Annotated in this window: 18 protein-coding genes, 1 tRNA gene and 1 pseudogene; 8 read left to right on the forward strand and 12 right to left on the reverse strand. The window is 46.1% G+C overall.

Going from position 1 to position 22,579, the window contains the following annotated elements; translation table 11 throughout:
• Window positions 1-36: 36 nt before the first annotated feature.
• The 5 genes from glmM (at window position 37) to A1359_RS22285 (ending at window position 3,053) form a co-directional block, all read left to right on the forward strand.
• Window positions 37-1,377, forward strand: a complete 1,341-nt coding sequence (gene glmM, locus A1359_RS04950; protein ID WP_066978859.1) for a phosphoglucosamine mutase — start codon at window positions 37-39, stop codon at window positions 1,375-1,377.
• A gap of 54 nt (window positions 1,378-1,431) precedes the next feature.
• The gene (tpiA, locus tag A1359_RS04955; RefSeq protein WP_066978862.1) at window positions 1,432-2,178 is read left to right on the forward strand and encodes a triose-phosphate isomerase; all 747 of its coding nucleotides are present in this window, start codon (window positions 1,432-1,434) and stop codon (window positions 2,176-2,178) included.
• Window positions 2,179-2,199: 21 nt separating this feature from the next.
• Window positions 2,200-2,574 carry a preprotein translocase subunit SecG gene (gene secG, locus A1359_RS04960; protein WP_066978865.1) on the forward strand — a complete coding sequence of 125 codons (375 nt, stop codon included), beginning with the start codon at window positions 2,200-2,202 and terminating at the stop codon, window positions 2,572-2,574.
• A 20-nt stretch (window positions 2,575-2,594) separates the two neighbouring features.
• Window positions 2,595-2,680: transfer RNA gene (locus tag A1359_RS04965), tRNA-Leu, on the forward strand.
• Window positions 2,681-2,687: 7 nt separating this feature from the next.
• On the forward strand, window positions 2,688-3,053 hold the full coding sequence (locus tag A1359_RS22285; RefSeq protein ID WP_157200476.1) for a hypothetical protein: 366 nt from the start codon (window positions 2,688-2,690) through the stop codon (window positions 3,051-3,053).
• Here the strand turns inward: A1359_RS22285 and A1359_RS04970 are convergent.
• The 10 genes from A1359_RS04970 to A1359_RS05015 form a co-directional block, all read right to left on the reverse strand.
• Complete coding sequence (locus tag A1359_RS04970) at window positions 3,002-3,910, reverse strand: hypothetical protein (RefSeq protein WP_066978868.1); 909 nt, start codon at window positions 3,908-3,910, stop codon at window positions 3,002-3,004. The two genes, A1359_RS22285 and A1359_RS04970, sit on opposite strands and share 52 nt — an antisense overlap.
• Before the next feature lie 300 nt (window positions 3,911-4,210).
• A complete protein-coding gene (locus tag A1359_RS04975; RefSeq protein ID WP_198159277.1) occupies window positions 4,211-5,491 on the reverse strand; it encodes a GNAT family N-acetyltransferase in 1,281 nt (426 codons plus the stop codon).
• A 29-nt stretch (window positions 5,492-5,520) separates the two neighbouring features.
• Window positions 5,521-6,627, reverse strand: a complete 1,107-nt coding sequence (locus tag A1359_RS04980) for a class I SAM-dependent methyltransferase (RefSeq protein ID WP_066978874.1) — start codon at window positions 6,625-6,627, stop codon at window positions 5,521-5,523.
• 24 nt (window positions 6,628-6,651) lie between these two features.
• Window positions 6,652-8,073, reverse strand: a complete 1,422-nt coding sequence (locus A1359_RS04985; protein WP_066978877.1) for a hypothetical protein — start codon at window positions 8,071-8,073, stop codon at window positions 6,652-6,654.
• Window positions 8,074-8,265: 192 nt separating this feature from the next.
• Complete coding sequence (locus tag A1359_RS04990; RefSeq protein WP_066978879.1) at window positions 8,266-8,565, reverse strand: hypothetical protein; 300 nt, start codon at window positions 8,563-8,565, stop codon at window positions 8,266-8,268.
• A 49-nt stretch (window positions 8,566-8,614) separates the two neighbouring features.
• Window positions 8,615-9,562: a hypothetical protein gene (locus A1359_RS04995; protein ID WP_066978882.1), complete on the reverse strand. Its 948-nt coding sequence runs from the start codon at window positions 9,560-9,562 to the stop codon at window positions 8,615-8,617.
• Between the two features lie 30 nt (window positions 9,563-9,592).
• Window positions 9,593-9,877, reverse strand: coding sequence for a hypothetical protein (locus A1359_RS05000; protein ID WP_066978885.1), 285 nt, complete (start codon window positions 9,875-9,877; stop codon window positions 9,593-9,595).
• A 34-nt stretch (window positions 9,878-9,911) separates the two neighbouring features.
• Window positions 9,912-10,889 carry a hypothetical protein gene (locus tag A1359_RS05005; RefSeq protein WP_066978888.1) on the reverse strand — a complete coding sequence of 326 codons (978 nt, stop codon included), beginning with the start codon at window positions 10,887-10,889 and terminating at the stop codon, window positions 9,912-9,914.
• A 544-nt stretch (window positions 10,890-11,433) separates the two neighbouring features.
• On the reverse strand, window positions 11,434-13,239 hold the full coding sequence (locus A1359_RS05010) for a diguanylate cyclase domain-containing protein (RefSeq protein WP_066978890.1): 1,806 nt from the start codon (window positions 13,237-13,239) through the stop codon (window positions 11,434-11,436).
• Between the two features lie 96 nt (window positions 13,240-13,335).
• Complete coding sequence (locus tag A1359_RS05015) at window positions 13,336-14,148, reverse strand: Crp/Fnr family transcriptional regulator (protein WP_066978893.1); 813 nt, start codon at window positions 14,146-14,148, stop codon at window positions 13,336-13,338.
• A gap of 678 nt (window positions 14,149-14,826) precedes the next feature.
• Between A1359_RS05015 and A1359_RS05025 the strand changes: the two are divergent.
• The 3 genes and pseudogenes from A1359_RS05025 to A1359_RS05035 form a co-directional block, all read left to right on the forward strand.
• Window positions 14,827-15,249 (forward strand): annotated as a pseudogene (locus A1359_RS05025) (IS5 family transposase); the annotation flags it as partial.
• Between the two features lie 15 nt (window positions 15,250-15,264).
• Window positions 15,265-18,261, forward strand: a complete 2,997-nt coding sequence (locus tag A1359_RS05030; protein WP_066978899.1) for a PAS domain S-box protein — start codon at window positions 15,265-15,267, stop codon at window positions 18,259-18,261.
• A complete protein-coding gene (locus tag A1359_RS05035) occupies window positions 18,258-18,881 on the forward strand; it encodes a response regulator transcription factor (RefSeq protein ID WP_066978902.1) in 624 nt (207 codons plus the stop codon). The genes A1359_RS05030 and A1359_RS05035 overlap by 4 nt, the downstream gene beginning before the upstream one ends.
• A gap of 302 nt (window positions 18,882-19,183) precedes the next feature.
• Here A1359_RS05035 and A1359_RS05040 read toward each other — a convergent pair whose 3' ends face one another.
• A complete protein-coding gene (locus A1359_RS05040; RefSeq protein ID WP_066978905.1) occupies window positions 19,184-21,412 on the reverse strand; it encodes an FUSC family protein in 2,229 nt (742 codons plus the stop codon).
• Window positions 21,409-22,572, reverse strand: coding sequence for an efflux RND transporter periplasmic adaptor subunit (locus tag A1359_RS05045; protein ID WP_066978908.1), 1,164 nt, complete (start codon window positions 22,570-22,572; stop codon window positions 21,409-21,411). Before A1359_RS05045 ends, A1359_RS05040 begins: the two co-directional genes overlap by 4 nt.
• Window positions 22,573-22,579 lie beyond the last annotated feature (7 nt).

Below are 22,579 nucleotides of genomic sequence, written 5' to 3' on the forward strand. Positions count from 1 at the left end.
TCTCTTTTTTTTGGTAACAGGAATGTGGAATTGAATATGGCAAAAAAATATTTTGGTACTGATGGTATTCGCGGAAAAGTCGGTGACTATCCCATTACGGCAGATTTCATGCTTAAACTCGGTTGGGCGACCGGTCGGGTGTTTGCAAAGGAAGGCAGCGGTTTTGTCATCGTTGGTAAAGATACGCGTATTTCGGGCTACATGTTTGAATCAGCGTTGGAAGCCGGTTTGTCTGCGGCCGGGGTTGATACCCGCATGTTGGGCCCAATGCCAACACCGGGTGTAGCCTATCTGACGCGTACTTTAAGAGCTAAAGCCGGGATTGTTATCAGCGCGTCACACAATCCCTATTACGATAACGGTATCAAATTCTTTTCAGTCAATGGTACCAAGCTGCCGGACGATCTGGAGCATCAAATTGAACAATATATTGATGCGCCTATGACGACAGTGGAGTCGGCAAAGCTTGGAAAAGCTAAGCGCATAGGCGATGCCGCCGGCCGCTACATCGAGTTTTGTAAGTCAACCGTGCCGCCGCATTTGGATTTTAAAGGTATGCGCATTGTTATTGATTGTGCAAATGGCGCAACCTACCATATTGCACCGCATGTATTCAGCGAGGTGGGTGCGGAAGTCGTTACCATTGGTGCCGATCCTGATGGGTTGAATATCAATGATGAGTGCGGTGCGACGAGTCCGGAGGCCTTGGCTGCCAAAGTATGGGAATATCGAGCCGATCTTGGCATAGCGCTGGATGGAGACGGCGATAGAATCATTATGGTCGATCACAAAGGCGAGATAGTCGATGGTGATGAGTTAATCTACATTATCGCCAAATCCCGTCTGGAGGAAGGTAAGCTGCACGGCCCTGTGGTAGGCACACTGATGACCAATCTGGGAATGGAGCATGGCCTAAAGGCCTTAGGCGTGCAGTTGTTCCGCGCCAATGTAGGTGATCGCTATGTTATGGAATTATTAGCTGAGAAAAAAGGCATGTTGGGCGGCGAGGGTTCCGGTCATATTATTTGTCTGGATAAAACGACAACCGGCGATGGCATCGTGTCTGCCTTGCAAGTGTTGGCAGAAATGCAGCGCACTGGCAAAAGTTTGCACGAACTAAAATCGGGTATGAAAAAATATCCACAAGTTTTGATCAATATTCGCACCGAAATTAAGGTTAAGCTTGACGAAATTGAAAGCATCAAAAAAGCGGTTGAAGCCGTTGAGAAAAAGCTTGGCGACAAGGGCAGGGTACTGCTACGCTCCTCAGGTACAGAGCCTTTGGTGCGAGTAATGGTAGAAGGCGTGAATGAAGATGACGTTAATAAATATGCTAATCAACTGGCTAATGATGTCAGAACAGCAATCGTATCTTGAATTGAATGCCTTCAGGGTTTATTATAGTCGGCTTTATTTAGCCTGGAGTATGTGATGCGGCAACCTTTGATTATGGGAAACTGGAAAATGAATGGCTCTCGGGAAGAGGGTGTGCAACTTGCGAAAGCATTGGCTGAAGGATTGAATGCCACTAGCCAAGAAGTTGCGGTTTGCGTTCCATTTGTCTATTTGTCAGATGTTCGTGGCGCATTGGCTGCATCACCGATCGCACTGGGCGCACAAAATGTAGCTGATCAAGCTTCAGGTGCTTACACAGGCGAAATTTCGGCTGCCATGTTGGCTGATTGTGCTTGCAAGTATGCTTTAGTGGGTCACTCAGAAAGACGTTCTTACTACGGTGATACCAATCAAACAGTAGCCAGCCGTTTTTGCCAAGCTCAAAAACAAAATGTGATTCCTGTTCTTTGTGTGGGTGAAACCCTGGAAGAGCGTGAGCAAGACAGAACATTCCAAGTCGTTGATGAACAACTGGATGCTGTTATCGAAGCTGCTGGTATTGAAGCGTTTGAAAATGCTGTCATTGCTTACGAACCCGTTTGGGCTATTGGCACCGGTAAAACCGCCAGCGACGAACAGGCGCAAGAAGTTCATCAATATATTCGTCAACGTATCGCAGCAAGAAACCCCGTTATCGCCGAAAAAGTACAGATTCTGTACGGTGGTAGCGTCAAGCCAGACAATGCAAAAGCACTTTTCGCCATGCCTGATATTGATGGCGGCTTAGTAGGCGGTGCTTCGTTGGATGCAAAAGGTTTCCTGCAGATTTGTCATTCAGTTTAGAATTTTTGCTTTAGGATTAATATGCTGTATCAAATTGTCATTGTTATTCACATCCTTTTAGGTATTGGGATTGTCGGCCTGGTTCTGATGCAGCAGGGTAAAGGCGCTGATGCCGGCGCTGCATTCGGAAGTGGTGCATCAGGATCGGTTTTTGGTGCTCAAGGTTCTGCATCGTTTTTATCCAGATCCACCGCTATTTTTGCCAGCTTGTTTTTCATGACCAGCTTAGGTCTGGCTGTGTTGAGCGGCTATCATGTCAAAAAATCCGACATCATCATGGACGCACCTGTTGTAAAAGAACAGCCATCAGATGTGCCACTAACTCAAGCTCCTGCTGCTGATGCAATACCACTTACCGCCTTGCCGGAAGATCCAGCAATTAAGGAAGTAGAATAGTCAAAAAAAGTAAATTTAAAGCCGATGTGGTGAAACTGGTAGACACGCCATCTTGAGGGGGTGGTGGACGTAGTCCGTGGCGGTTCAAATCCGCCCATCGGTACCATTTGAGAATGCACGGAAGTGCAAAGAGATGCAAAAACCCGCAAGCTGTCTGGCTTAGCGGGTTTTTTATTGTGCAAAGAGATGCAAGCCGTGATTTCATTCGATTTGTTATCAACTTTCACTTGGTCAAGGACCAAACTGTTTTGCTGCGCCTAGGCACTGACCATATAGACCGCCGCTTTTTTGGACGCTTTTTTCAAGTGGTTTTAAGCGCGATTGCCCTGTTCGACTATCGGGAAACGCTTGCGTTAGCATCCTTCTCTATGCGCAGTGCAGAGTTTTTTAGTCTGGTGGACGAGTTTTACGGTAGTAAGCCGTCAATTCAGGCGTGCGGAAGCTTTTCAAACTCCTTTATGGCTGATGCTACCAAATGAATGGTGTTCGTAACCCAGCTTGAAGCTGTTTTCTTCCAGGTTTTCCAACCTGGTGGAAACTGCTTGTGTTCAAATATCAACGTCAAGTCTTCAACAGATAACGCTGGCTCTGATTCGACCATCTGTGCCCCAGGCTTATTGGCAAAAAACGCGAACAGCAACCCAAACTCTCCCGCGGAACCGAGCAAGTTGTTCTCGCCGGCTAACTTTGTCATTTTCTCGGCTAGTTTTCTTGCCTCGTCTGACATATTTTTTCCTGTCACCACATTTGTCAGTTGTTCGAAAAGAAATGCCCCTCCTTGTAATGCAGTCTCTACCAGATCTTTGCCAAATACAAAGACGAGGTCCGGTTCGTCTACTTTCGAGGTAGTGTCCAGGTCCAGGTTCTCCGCAATAAACTTGCCTACAGCAGATAGCGTGATCAAACCGTTTGTTGCCTTATCGGTAAGTCGTTTGAAATCCTTTAGGCTAAACCGGCCTGAATCCAAAACACGCGGATCTCCTTGCAAAATTCCGCTATGTCCAGAGTGCGAACCCTGGGAGCTTGGGAAATCCAGGCTGAATTGATCCGCAGGGACAGGTTTATCTAATTTGTTTGGGTTACCAAGCATGAAGGCATGGTTTCCCTTGGCAAAAATTTCCAAAACTTGTCCTAAGTCACCACCTCCCAAATTCCCGAGGCGGACGACATCTTCAATGCTAGCGAGTGGTTGATGGGCGTTGTTTCGAACGGGCAGTTCTCTAGCCATGACCGCCGTCCCAATAAATGGGCATGTTGCTTTCTTGTCAACTAATTCCTCAAGTTCGTTCTGAGACAATATGATGGGATCGGTGTTCACTATTCTCTGGTTGGCCATGTTCTTGTCCTTTAAGCAGTCAGAAAGCAAAAATAACCATGTTTAGTCTGCCGGAAAACACATGTTTTCCTTTACCGAAAGATTGGCTTCGACTGCCTTCCCCGGTTTTGCATGCTCCCCAAGTACAGCAAAAATTAGTAAGGTTGTTGAGATTCTTCTATTATTCATTTGGTTAACTCCAAGGCTTATGACTAGGCGTAAGGATTCCTGAACAAATAATCTTAAAAGAACAGGCTGTCACACGGCTTGTTGTCGCCAAGTGAGTACTGATTTTAGGTATAAAAACAAGTCATCATATGTTCATTTTATAGTGATTTTGGATGCCAAGGTAAAGGCTAAAGCCCATTCTTTGAGGTCAACTAAGCCCTGACATTCGTCATACTTTAAATTATACAAACGAGTAAATTGTACTGCATCGACCCGATATGCGCCTTCAGCAATCAGTGCAGGGTAATATACAGTTGGAGAAAAACCTAGTGTTTCCAAAGTGGCAATTAGTCTTACATTATCTGCACGTATATCCACAACAACTGTCAGGGGAGTGTCCGCAATTTTGGCTACTACGATTTCCAAAGCATGTTGGATTAATATTCCCTGAATTCCATCAATATGACTCCTCAGATCAAGAATACGCATACGATGATCTAGTAAATCCCATACGACAAATACATAAGCAATGGGTTGTTTATTCAAATAAGCGACAAAATATTTTCTTTGATAGCGAATGCCTTGAGTATCTTTCCCTTCCAGCCGTTGTAGACTAACGATGCCTGCTTTATGCCGCGCTAAAATACTTAATTTTGCTGGAGGCCCATTTGCTGCATCCTCTTCATATATGTCAATATGGCAAGTGTTGTCTTGCAACTCTGGCAATGAAAGTTCATAGCCATCATCTAGTAATAAGAGTTGACTGACAGCTAAATTATTCGAAAAAGAATAAGCAGATATGTTCTTATTAATGGATAAAGGAATACAACCCAAACTGCTGAGAATTGGAAGCGATAATCTATAAACCTGATCGGATGTGTTATTCGAAAGATTACGTTGCGCTAGGGCATTGACCGATATTTTACCTGTTAATAGCATGGACTCCGATCCTACAGGCATTTTGTGCGCATAAGGCTCTAAACCTAACGGAATAAAATCGCAATGCCTGACAATTTTCCAACCACCAGAATTTGCGGTACGGGCTTCAACAATAATAAATTCAGCATTTCCGGTTGTAGACAAAAAATCGTATAAAGATCTGAATAAGTTCGAGCCTAAATGTTGGAAACGCCAGTCTTTGTCCACGACGAATCCAAAACATTCAGCGATCCTGTCTTCCTGATTGCCGATATTTACAATAGCCCCCATGGTGCCGACGATTTTATCGTCGATTTCAGCCACTAACCAGTGTATCGAGTCACATTTGAGAATGCTCGCTAACAATTCTGGTTCAAGAAACTGTGGATAAGGATAACACTTTCGAGGATCACCACCATCTGCTGGGGTATATGCATCATGATAGAGACGGCTTATTGCCTGTGCATCATCGGGTCGCGCAGTACGTATAATTGGAATTAATGTCTGGAATGCCAAGTTATGACTCTTAGTAAGTTTGTAAAAACTTAGCCTGATTTAATAGCCCATAAAGTCGCGCAATTTCCAAAATGTGAATCTTTCATTTGGATAACTTCAAAACCGGCTATCAGCAAGCGTTCTTCAATGTCTTCAATAAATAACGACGATTTTTTCGATGGATCAATTTTTTTATTCGCCCTAGTAACACATGCCCAATGTGAACTTAGCTTGTCATATAGCCCTTTTTCCTCTAAAAATTTTTTGGCTTGATATAAAAGCGAGGAAAGATCGAACGTCTTCTTTGGCTCAGTTATTATTATAACTCCACCAAAGCGCAGTACCCGGATTGCTGCATTGAGCGCGGTCGCAGGATCAACCATGTCGAATAGAGCTAATAGAATATTGACTCCATCAAAAAAGTTATCTGGATATTCTGATAGGTCTTCAGCGCTTTGCAGTAAAATCTTGATTTCTGGATTATGCATGGCGGATAACTTGTAATGCATTTTGTCGAGCATGGCTCTACTGTTATCGATAGCTGTTACTGAACGTCCTGCTTCCAAAAGAGGTATCGTCACATTGCCTGTCCCTGCACCAATATCAATGACTCGATTTATTCCATTCTCAGATAATGCAATGATATGGCGGTTTAGGACTTCACGATAGTAATCCTGCTCGTTTAAAACAAAATCGTAGCTAACAGCATAACTTTCCCAAATGAGCTGATGTTGCAACGCCCTTTGGAAGTTATCTTGAAATGTCTCATCGAGTTCAATAGTGTTAATTTCGGCATAGGCTATCCTTTCAAGCGAATTCTCTAAATTTAGGCTAGGCAAACTAATGATTGTCAGCTTGAAATTAACCTTGCCGTATTCCTTTGAATCAATAGTGCCATTGACCGTATCGGTGACTGCATCCTTGAGTTCGTCCCTATTCAGGTTGGCGTAATTTGAAGAAGCAGAAGTTCCCAACGCATGAGGCTGAAAACCAGCAACGAGTTGGTTTATTGACTCGTTAAAACCGTTATGAAGTATTGGCTTGAATAGAACCTGTGCGGCCAGATTAATGTCAACAACCTTCCAATCATCGTTGAGCCTTAATAAGGGGAAAGGCGCGTAATATTCAGATTTTGAAAGGCTATATATGGTATTCATGGTGGCTATATAGGGCTGATTTTATTATGATGGGTCGCTGAAATCTAAGCGCTTTTTGCCGACCAGCTTACATACCCAGTATCCATCCCTGTTCTTTTCGGTAATTTCGGTCACATCAAAATAAACTACTGATAACCTTAAAGTATCAGTTATTTTGTTATAAAAATATCTTACTATAATCGGCAGAAAGGCCTGGCCTGGATAAGTTGCATGCTTTTCGAAAACAATCGGTACAGTAGCGTACATTCTCTGAGATCCTAGTCCCTTCGTAATCAGCCTCCCGATTAAATCCTGTTGCTCATTTATAAATGGCTCGCGTTGGCATTCGGGCATTTTTTCCATAATAGCTTCTAGAACTAGCAATACTTCTCTTCCGGCTATTCCTTCTAATTCAAACAGTGTCTCCAATTCGTTGGACGCTTCGGTATATTTAGATGTTCGATCATTTGAATCACCAATTTTTATATCGACGTTAGCGACCGGATAAAGACATTTCCATGGGTTTTTATCTATCACGGCGAGGATTGCTTCCCGGATGGTTCTTATTTTTACAGCTCCTTGTCCCAAATCTTCTTCTTCATGTTCAGGTATTTCTACAACTCGAACGTCTTTCAGATCAAAGGGTAAATCATAAGGTTTACCTTCTGACGTGCTATCTTTTATGACTACACAAGGTGCGTTGTTATTTCCAAATAATCGGCCACCTAATTCCAGCATTACATTAGGATTCCACCCATATTTTGCAGGACGATGGCCAAGATATGTGATGACCATTGGATCAGATTGTAGAGCGTCTACTAACTCCGGCACCACGAGGGAGCCGTGCATCATTTCTCCGCGAACGGGTCTATATGGCGTTCCTTCGCATGCTGGCTTGATATAGGTTTCGAAAACATAGTCGGCACGCTTACGGTGCTCACTATCTTTTACGCCTATTGGAGAGATCACAAAACATCGCTGGGCATCCTGGATGAAACGCTGGTGCAATTCATTGCCAGCTACTTCAATAGCTGAATGATACATATCTTGAAATTTAGGTTCCAAGCTCTTATAGACGTCCCCGGTGATATAAACTCGCACGGGATAGTTTTGCAAGAGTTCTTGTTTTTCGGCTATAGTGCCATTAAGTATATTTATTGCGGTAACAGATGGGTATTTGTCTTCTGGGTCGTCATCAGCCATTAATACGATGTAAAAATATAATGACCTCTCTTTGGCGGCGGATTTATTTATTACCGACGAAAGCGAATATATATTTTTGATAATCTTTTCTGCTTCATCATAATTCTTAAAAGTCCGTATCCCTTTAGAAGCTTCTATACTTTTTATCGGCAGCAATGGATTAAGCACTGGCAATACTGTTTTTACACACGGAGGTTCTTTGTTCTGCAATTCCTTATCTCCCGTGTAGTCCAAACCAATAGCCATAATGATTGGGTTTTCCATGTCATTCTCCATTTAAAAAAATGCAAAATAGTAAAGTAAGGCCTGTTTTTTCCGTTTGCCATTTGTGATTTTTAGTAGAACTATAATACTTAAATAGACTGACAGCTTTCAGCCTATTCGTTGATATTAAAAATCATTTGGTGATCGTCCGATGTCTATGAGATGAGGCAATCCGCCTTGTTTCAAGATGGCCTATTTATGAATAAGTCTTTTGAAATGATCACTCAACCGGTTATGTACCCCCCCATCCAGCACGTCCTTGATAGCATCCGCTCCTTTTTTCACCGCCTGGAAGTCTTCGTTACTCAGTTCGCCTTTCCTATGACTTAACTCAGACTCCTCTTTCAACTTGTCCAGAATGGTGAATATTGAAAGATCCTCATCAATAACGATTTCTACGCCATCTTCCTCATCACCAATAGTCATGCGCTTGGCTCCAATATCTTCCCATAAGGTATTAAAACGATCGTTGGCATCCTGTATCTGAGTCATTTTGGCCTCGCTTAATTGCTATATGTTTCAAATTAAGAATATTTTCGTATTAAACTTTTACCTGATTAACCGTGAGTTCGTTCAGAATTAAACCATCCAATTTTATTCCTTTCGCGACTATACCTGAACTCGCCCTTTCTACACTAACAGAGCCAATGGACGCAGAGGCTTTCAGATCAGACAATACAAGTTCGCCTATCTGAAAATGAAGAACCGGTGTAACGATAAAATAGGCTTTAAAATATTCGCCTATTTTAAACACCGGCGCTTCAAATTCTTCAGGTTGTATATCCATTATCGAAACAGCGCCATCAGATACGACATCATCGATAGCAACTGAAGGTATATTTATCCCGCTTACTGAAATGGTCGGCAAACTGACACGATTGTCCGGCGTAAATTGACTAATTGTTAAATCTTCGCTGTCGCTGGCGGGTACTCCAAACGTATCCAGTTTGAATGATTTAAAACCCATGCCTGATAGACTAAAACCATCGGAAGGAAGGTTTGTATTGTTAATAGCTAAGTCTTCAAAACCTATGCCGCCAAGACTGAAATTAGTAACTGGCTGTATCTCGGCATCTATATCTTCTATTTCAGCCTGTGGAATATCCAGCGCTATGTCCTGAAGCGCCGGAATGTGAATATCATGTAACGGGATAGGTTTGGCTTTAGACCCGAGCTCTTTGATACCGCTATTGCTACCCAGCCACTTTAAATCATATGACCAGTTAACTTTGTAATGCAGCTCAAGAATCATCCGAACATTTCGCAGTATGGCAGCCCCACATTTAATATTGGTTGATAGATTTTCAATATTAACCTGCTCTACGTTTGTATCCTCGAAGGTAACTGCATCAATATTTACCGACTTAGCTCGCCCCTGCATCGAAGCTATTTGAGCTATATTAATTCTACGTAATACAGCGCTGGTGAGTGATTCCAGCAGACTGTTATCCAGCTGTGGATTAACCATGGTATTTAATGAGTTCGACATCGTTATTCCTCGCTCCATTGAGTGATTAAATCAATTTAAAGACCCGATTACTTTGGATAACACTTGCGGGTCAATTGTCTGTATAACTTCTTTCAATTGTGCAATGGACGTCAGCATCTGATCATGCTGATGGGTATCAATAATGTCGGCGTTATTCAGACTATCCGCTAACTGGGAAAGCTGTTGTAACAATGACACAATCTGGATATCGGTATCTATCCCTCCAACCTCAACTACCTGAGTAGGTTGCTGCGGATTGTTTGCCTGTTGCCATAAAGATTCAAATTCACTATAAGATGAGTCATTCTCCATCATGTTATTGTCTCCGGTTAGATTAGGTTTAAATTTATTATGCTGTCGTAGTAATACTCTCCAGTTCTACACTATTCAGTTCTATACCGTCCGCAGTAACGCCTGAAACCTGCACTGTTGATCGTATGTCACGTATATCGATCTTGCTGATGGTTGAAACGGCTGAAATGTTATTGATAACCATAGAACTGATTGCAATCGTCAGGGTAGGGGATATGTCTATACTGGTATTAAGGAGACCGGAAGTTAAGGGAATATTTCGGGTTTCCGAGGTGACACCGGGAACTACTACAGGCGCTGTTGTAGTAACCCGTGCTGCAGATGTTGCCGGCAATTTTATATCTTCAATAGAAATCGAGGGAAGCAGCAGAGTATTATCCAGAGAAAAACCCTTTACAGACAGACGTGCTGAAGAGACTGATGGCATATTTAGCTCAGATAAACTTAACGCCCCCAGACTCATCCCACCCAGTCCAAATCCTGCGGATGGCAAAACGGTATTATCAAGCTCTAAACCATTGAATACAGCGCCACCCAAATGGAGATTATTGACAGGCTCGAGTGATACCTGAATATCTATTAGTGTTGCTGAAGGTATCTCAAGATCTACATTGTTTAGCTCAGGAATTGATATGTCTCCAATATCGAATGGAAAGGTTATACCTCCAAGCGATATACTGTCACTAAAATCAATATCATCAAACGGCCATGGAAGGGGAATATGAACCCCAAAATTAAAGCGCAGGTTCAAACTGACTATTGCCCTTGCATTTTCCATAGTTACTGTACCGGTATCCACTTCAGTTTTAACATCCAAAACATCCACGCTGTCAACCGATGTGTCATTTAGTCTAATTTGGTCTATTTTTATAGAATTTGCACTGCCGGATGCAGATATTAATTTTGGAAGGTTTATTCGCTGCATAACTGCAGCTGCAAGAACAGATGAAAGCTTATTCATCGCAGAAGAGCTGCTTTTTGTTTTCAGCTCGAGAGAGTTATCTAGCTCAGTCATGTTGGCTCCTTTCATGTAAGGATTATAGAATGCCTTAATAATTCATAATCAAACAGTCACTAACGCCTTTGACTAGTTTGCTAACCCAAAAAATAATTACTAATTGGTCAATAACTAATTTTTGACTAATTTATGCAGCAAATATTATAAATTCGTCTAAGCTTGCAATCTCGATAAGACATCATCATTTATCGACCCGACAAGGCGTGCTGAATAATGATTCTTAATATTCTATAGAATGCCAAGATATAGCAGAGCTAAAAGCTAATTATCCAGATTGACATCCACACATCTATCACAGGATTATTGGGATCAAATCCTAATACTATTGGTTGTCAGCTTAGACTAAGTGTTGTACTGATGCCATGACCCAAATTGGTCAATTTAATGACCAATAAACAATTTAAGCGCTATGCTAAGGCAGGAGGTTTTAGTAGTCGGCTGATTTGGATATAGAAAATGTAGGAGCGCTGGCATTTTTCAGCAGAGCACGCTGTTTGACCTGTTGTCCTTGACTTAGAGAGGCTAGGGTGACGAAGTTGGGTTAAGAGTTGCGGCGGACAAATTGGTCAAGATGCTTGATATTGTCGGGTATAAAGACATCTACCCGGTTCCGGCCTTTTTTCTTAGCTCTGTAGCACGCGCTATCCGCGTTATTTAAAAACTCACCGGCATCTCGAACGTTACGAGTCACTATGGCCAACCCAATACTTGTGCTAATCGAGAAATCGGTATCCTCCCAAGTAAAGCAAAAGTTGCGTAGGCTTTCGCACAGCTCATGAGCGATATTTCGAGCTTGATTAAGCGTGGTGTGTTCCAGCAATAAAGCGAACTCATCGCCGCCCAGCCTTGCCAGGGTGTCGCGTTGACGCAGTTTGGAAGTCAACACGCCACTTAGTCTGCGGAGTAATTCGTCCCCGGCAGCGTGTCCACAGATGTCGTTGACACACTTAAAATGATCCAAATCAAGATAGCAGAGCGCATGTTGAGAATGGTCGCTTTGGGCACTTTCCAGCACTCTGGACAGGCGTTGTTCGAATGCTGTCCGATTGACGAGTCCTGTCAGGGGATCATGGCTAGCCTGATACTCCAAACTCTGAATTTGAGCGTGAGATGCTGTCATGTCCAAAAAAACCAGCACCGCATTGTCGATAAGTCTTTCTGGCTCGACAGGATAAAACGAATATTCGACTGGAAAAGAATGGCCATCCTTGCGCTTAAAGCTAGTGAGACAAAGCTCGGACGCGAGGCCTTGGCTTAGGTTAGAGTGTACTAGAGCTTCTATCGGTAAAGTAAAATCGTCTGTGTTGGGTTGGTCTATCGTAGACAATATGTCTTGTCCTAGAAGGTCTTTCTCGGCGTAACCTAACATGATTAGCGCAGCCCGGTTGACAAAACTACAATGTCCGTCGGCATCAAAACCGACAATGCCTTCGCTGGTCGCGTCCAACAGCAAGCGGAAACGCCGCTCACTGTTTCGTACTTTTGTATTTGCGCGTTTGAGCTTGCCTAAGGTTGCGCCAAGACTCGCATTGGCGGACTTGAGGATGACGCATTGTTTTTCCAGCTGTTCTGTGCGATTACACACCATTTCTTCGAGGCGCTGCCGGTAATAACTCAGTTCCTGCTCGATTTCTTTATCTTTAGTAATATCAACCAACACACCCTGTAGAAACATACTTTCACCTGCTTCATTACGCACCACAATGGCTTTGTCCAGAAACCAGCGGCTTTGTCCGTCATGTTTGGTTAAGCGGTATTCACAGCGTAAAGGTACATGGTGTTCATAGGTATAGGTGTAGGCCTCTATGGTTGCGGCCAGATCGTCCGGATGGACCCGTTTAAGCAAACCTTGCGGCTCAGCAAGCCAATCGTCCGCGGGAAAACCCAGTTGAGATATCTGCGGGCTGACATATAAAAGCTTTACCGGCGTTTCTAGTGAGGCGATATAAGTGATGACCGGTATTTGTTCTACCAAGGTTCGGTATTTGGCCTCAGCCTCACGCAATTGCTCCAATGCTACAGTCTTCTCCAGAAGCATTTGTTGTTCACGCTGTTCACGCAATGCATCAATCAATTCTGTCTGCATTGCGGCAGGTATGTTAGGTTTGCTGACATTTTCCGCTTGTTCGCTGAGAACTGCGGTATCAGGTAGATGCTGGTCCAACAGCACACACTCGGACTGATGGATGCTGGCAAGTTCAAGACTATGATGGCCGGTATCTTCTTCGAAGGATTCCGAATGCTGTTCCTGAAACGTGCCGAAAGCCTGTTTGTAAGCCTCACGGTTAACTAGGTCATTGTCAGTAGACAATAAATAGATATTGGATTTCGCAGATACAGTATTCATAGCATCGTCCCCCTTATCGGTGACTAGATTTCAATTGCTGAAATGATCTTGCAATCCGCAGATGTAAGATTATTTCCCACTGGCCGAACAGTTTTATCAGCCAGATGCTAAGTGCCTCCTGATATTGTTGGCATTTGTCTGCGTATATACAGTTGTAATCGGTTTTAGCCTTGGGGACGGCATAGGGTGAATAGAAAGCAGACGGTCAAACTCGGTTTTGATGACCTGATAACACTCACAACTTTGTGCTTCCAAGCCGGCACGGTCCAGCACGCTGATGCGCCCACGACAGTAACGAATTACGCCAGCTTGCTGTAATTTCCCGGCGGCCTCGGTGACGCCTTCGCGGCGCACACCCAATATGGTGGCGATCGATTGCTGGGTTAAGTTTATCTGGCTATCGCGTTGTCGGTCGAGGATTAGCAGCAGCCAGCGACAGAGTTGCTGGTCAATTGAATGATGCCGATTGCAGGCCGCTATCTGCGTCATATACGTAATCAATGCCTGGGTATAACGGAGTAAAATGAAATGCAGCGCCCCACTGCGTTGCCCGCCTAGCCGGTTGACTTCCTGCTCAAATCGATGTTTGCGCAAGCGATAGGCATATCCTGGCATCACGACCACGGCTTGATGCGGCATGGTTTCGCCGCCCATGAACAGCGAGATGCCCAGCATCCCTTCGTGGCCTATCATCCCCAGTTCGCTAGAAGCGCCATCCTCGGTGAAATACAGGTTGGAGATGATGCCGGTTATAGGGAAATAGGCATAGCGCAATGCCTCGCCGGGTTCATTCAGAATGTCGCCACTAGATAGTTCAACCCGTTCCATCAGACTTGAAACAAACGCATAATTTTTTTTGGGCAGCCCTGCCAGAAGTTGGTTTTGTCTTGGATTGTCGATTTCAGTCATCAGTCACTTCCAGGTTATTTGACAATAGTCCGAAGTACGTTCTCTCGTAGCTAAAACGGTAAAACTTTACTAATGCGTAGTGTTTTATCACATCACCTAACGGACAAGAATACGTGCTACTACTTAGGGAGCTTCGAAAACCCCTTGCTTTATCGTTTCCGCGAAAGCAGCAATCTGGCTTATTTCTACTGCCTATTTAGACGCTTTAGCGTTCTACAAAACCTTACAGCTTGAAAGATTAATTTGACAGGGTTGTTTTTTTGCCAGCATACTTTTCGTCTAGAAGGGGGGGGAGGATGCTGGGTTGCTGTATTGACGCATTGGGTGGACCAAGGTGAGATAATTTAGCCTTAAGCCAGGCGTGGAAAACCCGATTGTTAATTGCGAACTTTACTAAATCAGAGCTTCCCAGCAAGCAAAAGTCGCACGTACGGCTTGATTCAAGTCCCCCCCCCCCAAAAAAAAAGCCTAAAGTTGCCTCAATTCCTTTTGAAATGGAAGATGCCTCATGACTGAAACGCGTTACAAGTCTGCACACACCCAAAGTCTTTTTCGACAAGAAGCGCAGAAAAGACTCGTAAGTACAGCAAGAAGCCATTGTTCTGAGGATGCGCCAGAGAAGATCTTTCACGAACTGCAGATGTATCAGATTGAACTGGAAATACAGCATGAATCATTGTTGCAGGCAACACCAGCAAAATCCATATGGCAGCTGATGCCGGCGGCCTTTCTATCCAGTTCTCGGTTTCAGCTGGCGAACTGCATGATTGCAAAAAGGCGCCGGAATTTGTGGCAAAACTGCCCTTGGCTGACTACATGATTGCTAACAAGGGCTATGACAGCGAGCCATTATGGTTCCAAATTCGAGACCAAGGTGCAATCCCCTTCATCCCAAGAAAACAAGATTCAACAGTCGGGAATAAAGACATGGATGGGTGTCTGGATAAGTATCGCCAGCTCGTTGAAAACATGTTTGCGCGGCTGAAACATTTTAGAACCATCGCCACGCGATATGACAAACTAAAATGTAATTTTGCAGGTGCTATCGCTCTGGTTTGCGCTTTCATATGGTTACCCATGTTAAACGGCAATAGCCCCTAAACTGACGTAGAGCAGATGGTAAACGGGCGATTTCAAATCCAATCTGTTTTCTTTTATTTTGCGGCACAACCCGCCTGGTTGCGATATGGTTTAGCACTAATAACTGTTATTGCCGCAACGACTGCAACTCTTTATATCCCTCTGATTGGCGAAAGAGCTGCTTTTTTGTTGTTTTTTTTTGGCATCGCCCAGGCCTCTTTCTGGCTTGGTCTAAAACCGGGCGCACTTACGGCAGTTTTATCCTTAATCGCCGTCAATGCATTCGTTTTGTTTCCGACCGGAATTGAACTGCATAAGATTTTGATTTTAAATGCCGGCTTTTGTTTTGTATCGGCGGTTATGCTCGTTACAACCAGCTTCAATCGGCAATTAGCCGAAGCGTTGAAGGAAAGCCGGCAAAATTTGAACCACGCACAAAGCGTCGGAAAAATCGGCAGTTGGCGAATGAATGTGCAACATAACCAATTGCAGTGGTCGGAGCAAAATCATCGTATATTCGGGATTCCCCCAGATACGCCGATGACTTACGAGACCTTTCTTGACACTGTGCATCCCGAAGACCGAGATTACGTCGACAAGATGTGGCAGGCAGCCTTGAACGGCGAGCCCTACGATATCGAACATCGAATTGTGATTACCGGCCAGGTGAAATGGGTTCGAGAAAAAGCTACGCTAGAGTTCAATAAAAAGGGCAAATTGTTAGGTGGATTCGGCATTACCCAGGATATTACCGAACGCAAACAGGTTGAACTGGAGCGGCAAAAATTCGTCTCCCTCGCAGATAACAGCCAAGAATTCATAAGCATGTGCGATATGAATTTTACCTCATTCTATGTCAATGCCGCCGGCATGCGCCTAGTTGGCCTTGATAGCCTGGAACAAGCCTGCCGGACCCCAGTCCAGGAATTTTTCTTTCCCGAAGATCAACGCTTTATCATCGAAGAATTCTTACCGCGTTTACCAAAGGAGCAATCCGGCAATGTGGAAATCCGCTTCCGCCATTTCAAGACTGGCGCCGCCATCTGGATGATTTACAATGTGTTTAGCATTAAAAACAATCAAGGTGATCAGGTTGGATTCGCCACTGTAAGCCGTGACATCAGCGCCCGCAAACGGGCTGAAGAAGCGCTAAAAATGAGTCAAGATCAGCTTCGTCTGTTCGTCGATCAAGCACCTATCAGTATTGCGATGTTTGACCGGGATATGAACTATGTAGTCACCAGTCGTCGCTGGATAGACGATTTTGGACGTGGATACCCTGAATTGATTGGTCGCAATCACTATGACCTTCACACGGATATTCCGGCGGAGTGGAAACAGATTCACCGCAAAGCACAAGCCGGCGCGTTCTTGAAAAATGACGAAGACCTTTGGATACAGTCCGATGGCAGTCAGCTTTGGTTGCGCTGGGCTGTTTATCCGTGGACAAATCAGGAGGGCGAAATCGGTGGGATTATTATCTCTGCCGAGAATATAACTGCATACCACCAAGCCGAGGCGGCTGTGCGAGCAAGTGAGGCATTTGTAAGTAATCTGCTGAACTCATTACCCGAACATGTTGCAGTACTGGATAACCACGGTGAAGTGATAGCAGTGAACGAACCGTGGAAACGTTTCGCGTTAGAAAATAGCAGCAAACCCAAAGACGTATGCATAGGGGCGAATTATCTTCACGTTTGCCGCCAAGCCTCTAAGGTTGGCGAACCTTATTCGGGTAAGGCACTCGCAGGACTAGAAGCCATATTGGCTGGACGGCAAGATGAATTTGCAATGGAATACCTATGCCACACTTCCGCCAATAATCGTTGGTTTCTGATGAATGCCAAACGTATGAGCCACGATTCGGAAGGCGTCGTGATTACTCATCTGGATATTACCGAACACAAACAGGCTCAAGATGAATTACGTGAGAGTGAAGCACGACTTGCGCTGATTATCGAAGAGGCCAAAGCGGGTTGCTGGGACTGGAATCCGCTGACTAGTGAGTTATTTTTATCAAGTGAGTCGAAACGTCAAATCGGCTTTGAGGACAACTTACTTAACCGCTGGGAAGAATGGGAGAGTCGCTTGCATCCGGATGACCGTGCTATGGTTTGGGCAACTGCAAAAAACTATATCTCCGGCCATCAGCATAATTATGACTTGGAGTTTCGTCTAAAACACAAAGATGGCTCCTACCGTTGGATTCATTCTCGAGGCGGCTTGTTACGCGACCAGAACAATCGACCCTCTCGAATGCTGGGTATCAATTTAGACGTTACCGACTATAAGATGCAAAAGGAAATCAACGAGCGGCGAGTGGAATTGGAACAATCGTTTCGATTACATGTTGCGGTACAGACAGCAGCAGCCATAGCCCACGAGTTGAATCAGCCTCTGACAGCCATCTGCTCTTATGCCGATGTGGCAACCCATATGCTACAAACGGGTAATTCCAACCCGGAAAAGCTCTCTCAAATCATGGGAAATTGTTCTCAGCAAGCGCAACGTGCCGGTAAAGTGATACGACAATTATTAACCTTATTACAAAAAGGCGAAACGACCAGCGAGGCTATGGATATCAATAGTTCGGTGCATAAAGCGATCGAGATTGTGAAAGCGGATGGACTCTTAGACGTTTTTAAAATAGAGATGAATCTTACCGCCGATTTACCGCCGGTCATGGCTAATGCTCTTCAAGTCCAAAAGGTGTTGATTAATTTGGTGCGCAACGGCTTGGAGTCTATGCAGGTTGAGGGTAAAGATGCCGGTATATTGACGGTGACAACCCGTCCCTTCGACGTTGATCCTGCCATGGTATTAGTGTCGGTGTGTGATAGTGGGGTAGGCGTCACCGACACTGCCGCCCTAAAAAAAATATTCCAACCTTTCTACACCACAAAAACTACAGGATTAGGAATGGGTTTGGCTATTAGTCGCGCCTTGATTGAAGCCCATGGTGGTAAATTATGGGCGGAACAAAATGCTGATATTGGCATCTCGATCCACTTTACTTTACCCTTCGAGAAATGAGAGCTCCACCTTGCGTGTTTATCATCGACGACGATGCGGTTCGCGACAGCCTTGGACAAGTCATGGAGAACGCCGGCTTGGCCTTTCAGGCTTTTGAAAGTGCCGAGCACTTTTTACAAACCTATTGTCCTGGCATGTCAGGCTGCCTGCTGCTCGATCTCAATATGCCTGATATGACTGGCGACGAATTGCAAGCCGAACTCCTCAGCCGGAATATTCATTTACCGATTATTTTCCTGACCGGCTATGGCGATATACCGACAACCGTTCGTGTCATCAAAGCAGGCGCAATTGATTTTCTGACCAAGCCTGTTCCCAGCAAGCTTTTGATCGAACGCATTCAGATGGCACTGCAGCAAGAATCTTTGAAACAAGAACAGGCAAAGGAAGTGCATGCGCATTGTAGTTGCCAATATGGACTCACCGCCCGTGAATTAGAGATCGTATCACTGGTGGTAGCGGGACATTCCAATAAGGAAATCGCCAACCAATTGGGCATCAGCCATCGTACCGTCGAGGTTCACCGGGCGCACGTCATGGAAAAAACCGGTGCAACTTGTCTTTTAGAACTCGTCAGATTATTTGAAGCCTGCCAACTTCCTCCAGAACCACCCGCATAAAAAACACACCTATTTTGAGCATGAAATGGTGTCGCCTGACATCACGAGTTACAGCCTTATCGATAAGCGGTTTTTTCTGTCCTAGAGCCGCTTGCAGTCGGCTCATATCAGCTAGCATTTCATCGTATTCAGGTTTAACCGGCGGGCCCCCATTGTCTGCTCATTGAGCGTTATGATGATTTAAGTCTGGTAAACGCTGTACTCGAACGGACCGCTTGCTGCCTGATGATTAAACTACCGTTAGCTTATGTCATGAACAACATTGATACCGTTTTTTTACGAAGCAATTTTGGACGCTGATCTTAGGACTTTAACCCCGAATTTAGCGCAGTTTGTTGCATATTTTCGATCAAGGCCGTGATTTGCTCGTCCAGCATGAAGCGCAATTCCCATTCCAAGGCCCAATCAGCCGACAGGCTGTCGACACCATGATGTTCAATATAGCTTTGTTTAAGCTGAACCTGCGCCTCAGTGGTCTGTTTTACCCTATCCAGACGTTCACCGTCTAAAATCTGAGCGATCTGCTCTAGCGCTAGCGACAGTGCAGAGTCTAGCGTGCGGCTATGTTGCTGCAGTTCGGCGGGAAAAGTGTCGAACTGCTGGCCGCTCATCAATCGGTAGCGTTTTCTGACCTGTAATAGCGCGGACAGCTGATTCGCATCGCGGATAATTGTCTGCAATGCCGCTCTTTCGCGAGTCTTGGTCTGCGAGCGGGCGTCCGGTTCCAACAATGCATGTGCCAACAAGTCTTGCGCGGTCTTTAAATCCTTCTCCGCCGCCAAACGTAGCGGTAGGATATAGCTCATCAGATGACCTATATCGGGTAAACGTACGGTGAATTTTGACAGAGTGCGTAAGGCCGAAATGCAATGGTGGCGCGCCAGAACCACGGAACGCCTAGGCCAGAGCGCGTAGTCGAGTACACCCATGACGATCAGACCCAGCATGATGCCAATCACTCGGTCGCGCGGCAGGTAGAGATCGGTGACCGGGCCAAAATCGTGCAAGACAAATAGGGCGAAGGAAAAGCCTAGTTGGCGGCCTAGGTAGGCTATGCGATCACTACCTGCGGTTATCCAGGCCGATAAGGCCCAGAACGGCGTAGTGCTCAGTGCGAAACCGATGATGGTATCGAACTGCGATTGGAATACCAGTACGTAAAAATAGGCGCACAACCCGCCAATGGCAGCCCCCGATATCCGCAACAGCGAGAGTCGGTAATCGGCACCAAGGCTGGTTTGCGCAGCAACCAGACAGGTAGGGATTGCGGTATTGATATCGGGCCAATCCAGGGCTTGCACGATCAGCATGCATAGTATCGCACCCAGGGAAAATTTAATGCCGAATTGCAAACTGTCGGCATGTCTTGCCCAAAACTCGTAGTCTAGCCAGGCCGGCCGCCAGTTTGCTGTGTCCTCATCCTCCGGCTCGGTATGCTGGCTGCTGTAAGCATCGGGATGATGCATTTGGCTGTTCAAGGCGGCAATACTTTGCAAAGCTTGCCAAAAGGCGGTCAATACCGAAGGATGGCTTAAGCGCGAATAGGCGTGGAGTATCTCGTTATTGAGTAAAACGTCGATGGGCTCGGAAACATTGCGGTATTCTTCCACGCTCAACCGCACTAGGGAGCAGGCCTTTTGCAGCGCCAAATAGACGCGCAGCTTTTCCGGATTCATTGCTTGCTTGCGATAGTCCGCCTCCAGGCTTTGATCCAGCCAGACCGCCAATTGGTGTAATCCGTCAATTTCCAGCAACAAATTCAAATATATGTCGTGTTGCCGGCGTATGGATGGATATAGCAGTTCCGCGTCGCCGAGTAACGCTTGCAACTTGCCGAACTGGCCAGCGCCCGCCGCTTTGTGGAGCGTTTTTTGTTGGCCTGTAACTCCGGCGTCGGCGAGACGACTGCTGAAAATCGCTTCCACTGACGCAAGTTGCGCGGCGATGCCTGCGGTTAACAGCTGGCGAGGGTCCTGCGGCTTGATGCTTAGATGTACCAGCGTCCAGGTGCCCAAACCCAAGCCGCCAATGATGGGAATATTCCACAGGGCTTGGTAAATGTTTGCGTCGGTCGTGCTCGGGCTATATAGCACTGCAATCGAATACCACAACGCAATTCCGGTCGGCCAGGCAATCAAACGGGCGTGAAACAAGGCCAAGGCCATGATTATGAAGGAGAGGCTCAGCACCAACCAGCCATCGTTGCCAGCCAGCATCAATGTCAAGACCGACATTATCACGGTGACGATTAGATAAAATAGCTGGCGCAAGCCGAAAGCCAGCGACTGCCCGGCGTTGGCGTAGGCGTCATAACTAAGGCTGATCAGAATAGCCAGTGCGCCAAGGGCTGGCACATGCAAAGTTTGGCTAACCAGGGCGATGATGAGCGTGACGGCGAACAGACGGACAGCGGCGACACGCCGACCGGGAAAGTCCTGCAGCTCCTTTGCCAGAAATTGCGCCAGACCGGTACCGAACCAGAACCGGCTTTGGCCGTGGATCGAGGTATTTTGTTTGTTGTGGTGACTCATTGCGGGTGCGGGTGGACACTGCTCTGGTCTGGCGAGACTGCAGGCTTTTCAGGCTGATCGAGCACAGTTACAAAGGCGGTCATGCCCATCCGCAACGGGTATGCGGGGTCGCGGTCGAGAATTTCGATTCGGACCGGAAAGCGGGATGCCAGAACCACCCAGTTCAAGGTGCGCTCGACCTCGGGTAGTACGCCTTGTTGCTTGATATTGTCGGGTGAATTGGCCCAGCCGATGCCGGTGACCACGCCGCGAAACTGTTTGCCGGGATAGCTCACCAGGAACACTTCGGCTTCCCGGCCCGGTTGTATGGATTTCAGGTAGGTTTCCTTGAAATCGGCGATAACATACCAATGGCGGTCGTCGACCAAGGCGAACAATTGGCTGCCAACTTTGGCGTATTCGCCTTCGCGGGTGTTCAGGTTGGTGATGTAGGCGTCAAAGGGCGCTCGTACGAAACAATATTCCAGTTCCAATTCGGCGCTAGTAACCTGCGCTCTGGCCGCTTCGACACGGGCGTTGATGCCGTTGAACTGGGCAATCAAGGATTGCGCTCGACTGCTTTCACTTTTGGCTTCCTCGATAGCGCTGGCTGCCGAGCGTTGTTTGGCTTGCGCGTCCGCCAACTCGGCCCGAGATGCATCCAGGCTGGAACGTGCCTGTCTGAGCTGATCGCCCGTCACATATTGCTTTTCGGCCAAGGGTTCGAGTTCTTGCAAACGATGATGCAGGTATTTGTCTTCGGCCTCGATGCGTTTGACTTCGGCCGCAGAAGCGGCGTGTTGGTGTTGCAGGCGTTCGATGGCGGTTTGCGCTGAGCTGCTGGTGGCGCGCCGCGAATCGACCTCTTTTTCCGTCAGCATCAATTCGGCCTTGGCACGATCCAGTTTGGCCTGATAGGGGCGGGGATCGATGACATACAACAGCTCGCCCTTACGGACGAACTGGTTGTCCTCGACATGCAATTCCACGATACGGCCGCTGACTTCGGCGGTGATGCCGACGATGTTGGCCCTGATCATGGCGTCGTTAGTGCGCGGATGTTGGAAATTGATCCGCCAGACCAAGCTGCCGGTGGTAATCGCGCCAAGTACGATCAGGATGCCCAGCACGCGGCCGATTAGGATGCGGCGCTGCTGGTCGGTATTTTGCGGGTTTTCCATGCGATTC

Origin of the sequence: Methylomonas lenta, from assembly GCF_001644015.1 — a bacterium.
GTDB classification, from domain to species: domain Bacteria; phylum Pseudomonadota; class Gammaproteobacteria; order Methylococcales; family Methylomonadaceae; genus Methylomonas; species Methylomonas lenta.

Bases quoted from the DNA above. Each gene is read 5' to 3' on its own strand.
- A1359_RS05005 (WP_066978888.1), bottom strand. From the start codon at position 10,889: ATGACTGAGCTAGATAACTCTCTCGAGCTGAAAACAAAAAGCAGCTCT.
- A1359_RS04980 (WP_066978874.1), bottom strand. From the start codon at position 6,627: ATGAATACCATATATAGCCTTTCAAAATCTGAATATTACGCGCCTTTC.
- A1359_RS05015 (WP_066978893.1), bottom strand. From the start codon at position 14,148: ATGACTGAAATCGACAATCCAAGACAAAACCAACTTCTGGCAGGGCTG.
- glmM (WP_066978859.1), top strand. From the start codon at position 37: ATGGCAAAAAAATATTTTGGTACTGATGGTATTCGCGGAAAAGTCGGT.
- A1359_RS05000 (WP_066978885.1), bottom strand. From the start codon at position 9,877: ATGATGGAGAATGACTCATCTTATAGTGAATTTGAATCTTTATGGCAA.
- tpiA (WP_066978862.1), top strand. From the start codon at position 1,432: ATGCGGCAACCTTTGATTATGGGAAACTGGAAAATGAATGGCTCTCGG.
- A1359_RS22285 (WP_157200476.1), top strand. From the start codon at position 2,688: ATGCACGGAAGTGCAAAGAGATGCAAAAACCCGCAAGCTGTCTGGCTT.
- A1359_RS05035 (WP_066978902.1), top strand. From the start codon at position 18,258: ATGAGAGCTCCACCTTGCGTGTTTATCATCGACGACGATGCGGTTCGC.
- A1359_RS05010 (WP_066978890.1), bottom strand. From the start codon at position 13,239: ATGAATACTGTATCTGCGAAATCCAATATCTATTTATTGTCTACTGAC.
- A1359_RS04990 (WP_066978879.1), bottom strand. From the start codon at position 8,565: ATGACTCAGATACAGGATGCCAACGATCGTTTTAATACCTTATGGGAA.
- A1359_RS04985 (WP_066978877.1), bottom strand. From the start codon at position 8,073: ATGGAAAACCCAATCATTATGGCTATTGGTTTGGACTACACGGGAGAT.
- A1359_RS05030 (WP_066978899.1), top strand. From the start codon at position 15,265: ATGGTAAACGGGCGATTTCAAATCCAATCTGTTTTCTTTTATTTTGCG.
- secG (WP_066978865.1), top strand. From the start codon at position 2,200: ATGCTGTATCAAATTGTCATTGTTATTCACATCCTTTTAGGTATTGGG.
- A1359_RS05040 (WP_066978905.1), bottom strand. From the start codon at position 21,412: ATGAGTCACCACAACAAACAAAATACCTCGATCCACGGCCAAAGCCGG.
- A1359_RS04970 (WP_066978868.1), bottom strand. From the start codon at position 3,910: ATGGCCAACCAGAGAATAGTGAACACCGATCCCATCATATTGTCTCAG.
- A1359_RS05045 (WP_066978908.1), bottom strand. From the start codon at position 22,572: ATGGAAAACCCGCAAAATACCGACCAGCAGCGCCGCATCCTAATCGGC.
- A1359_RS04995 (WP_066978882.1), bottom strand. From the start codon at position 9,562: ATGTCGAACTCATTAAATACCATGGTTAATCCACAGCTGGATAACAGT.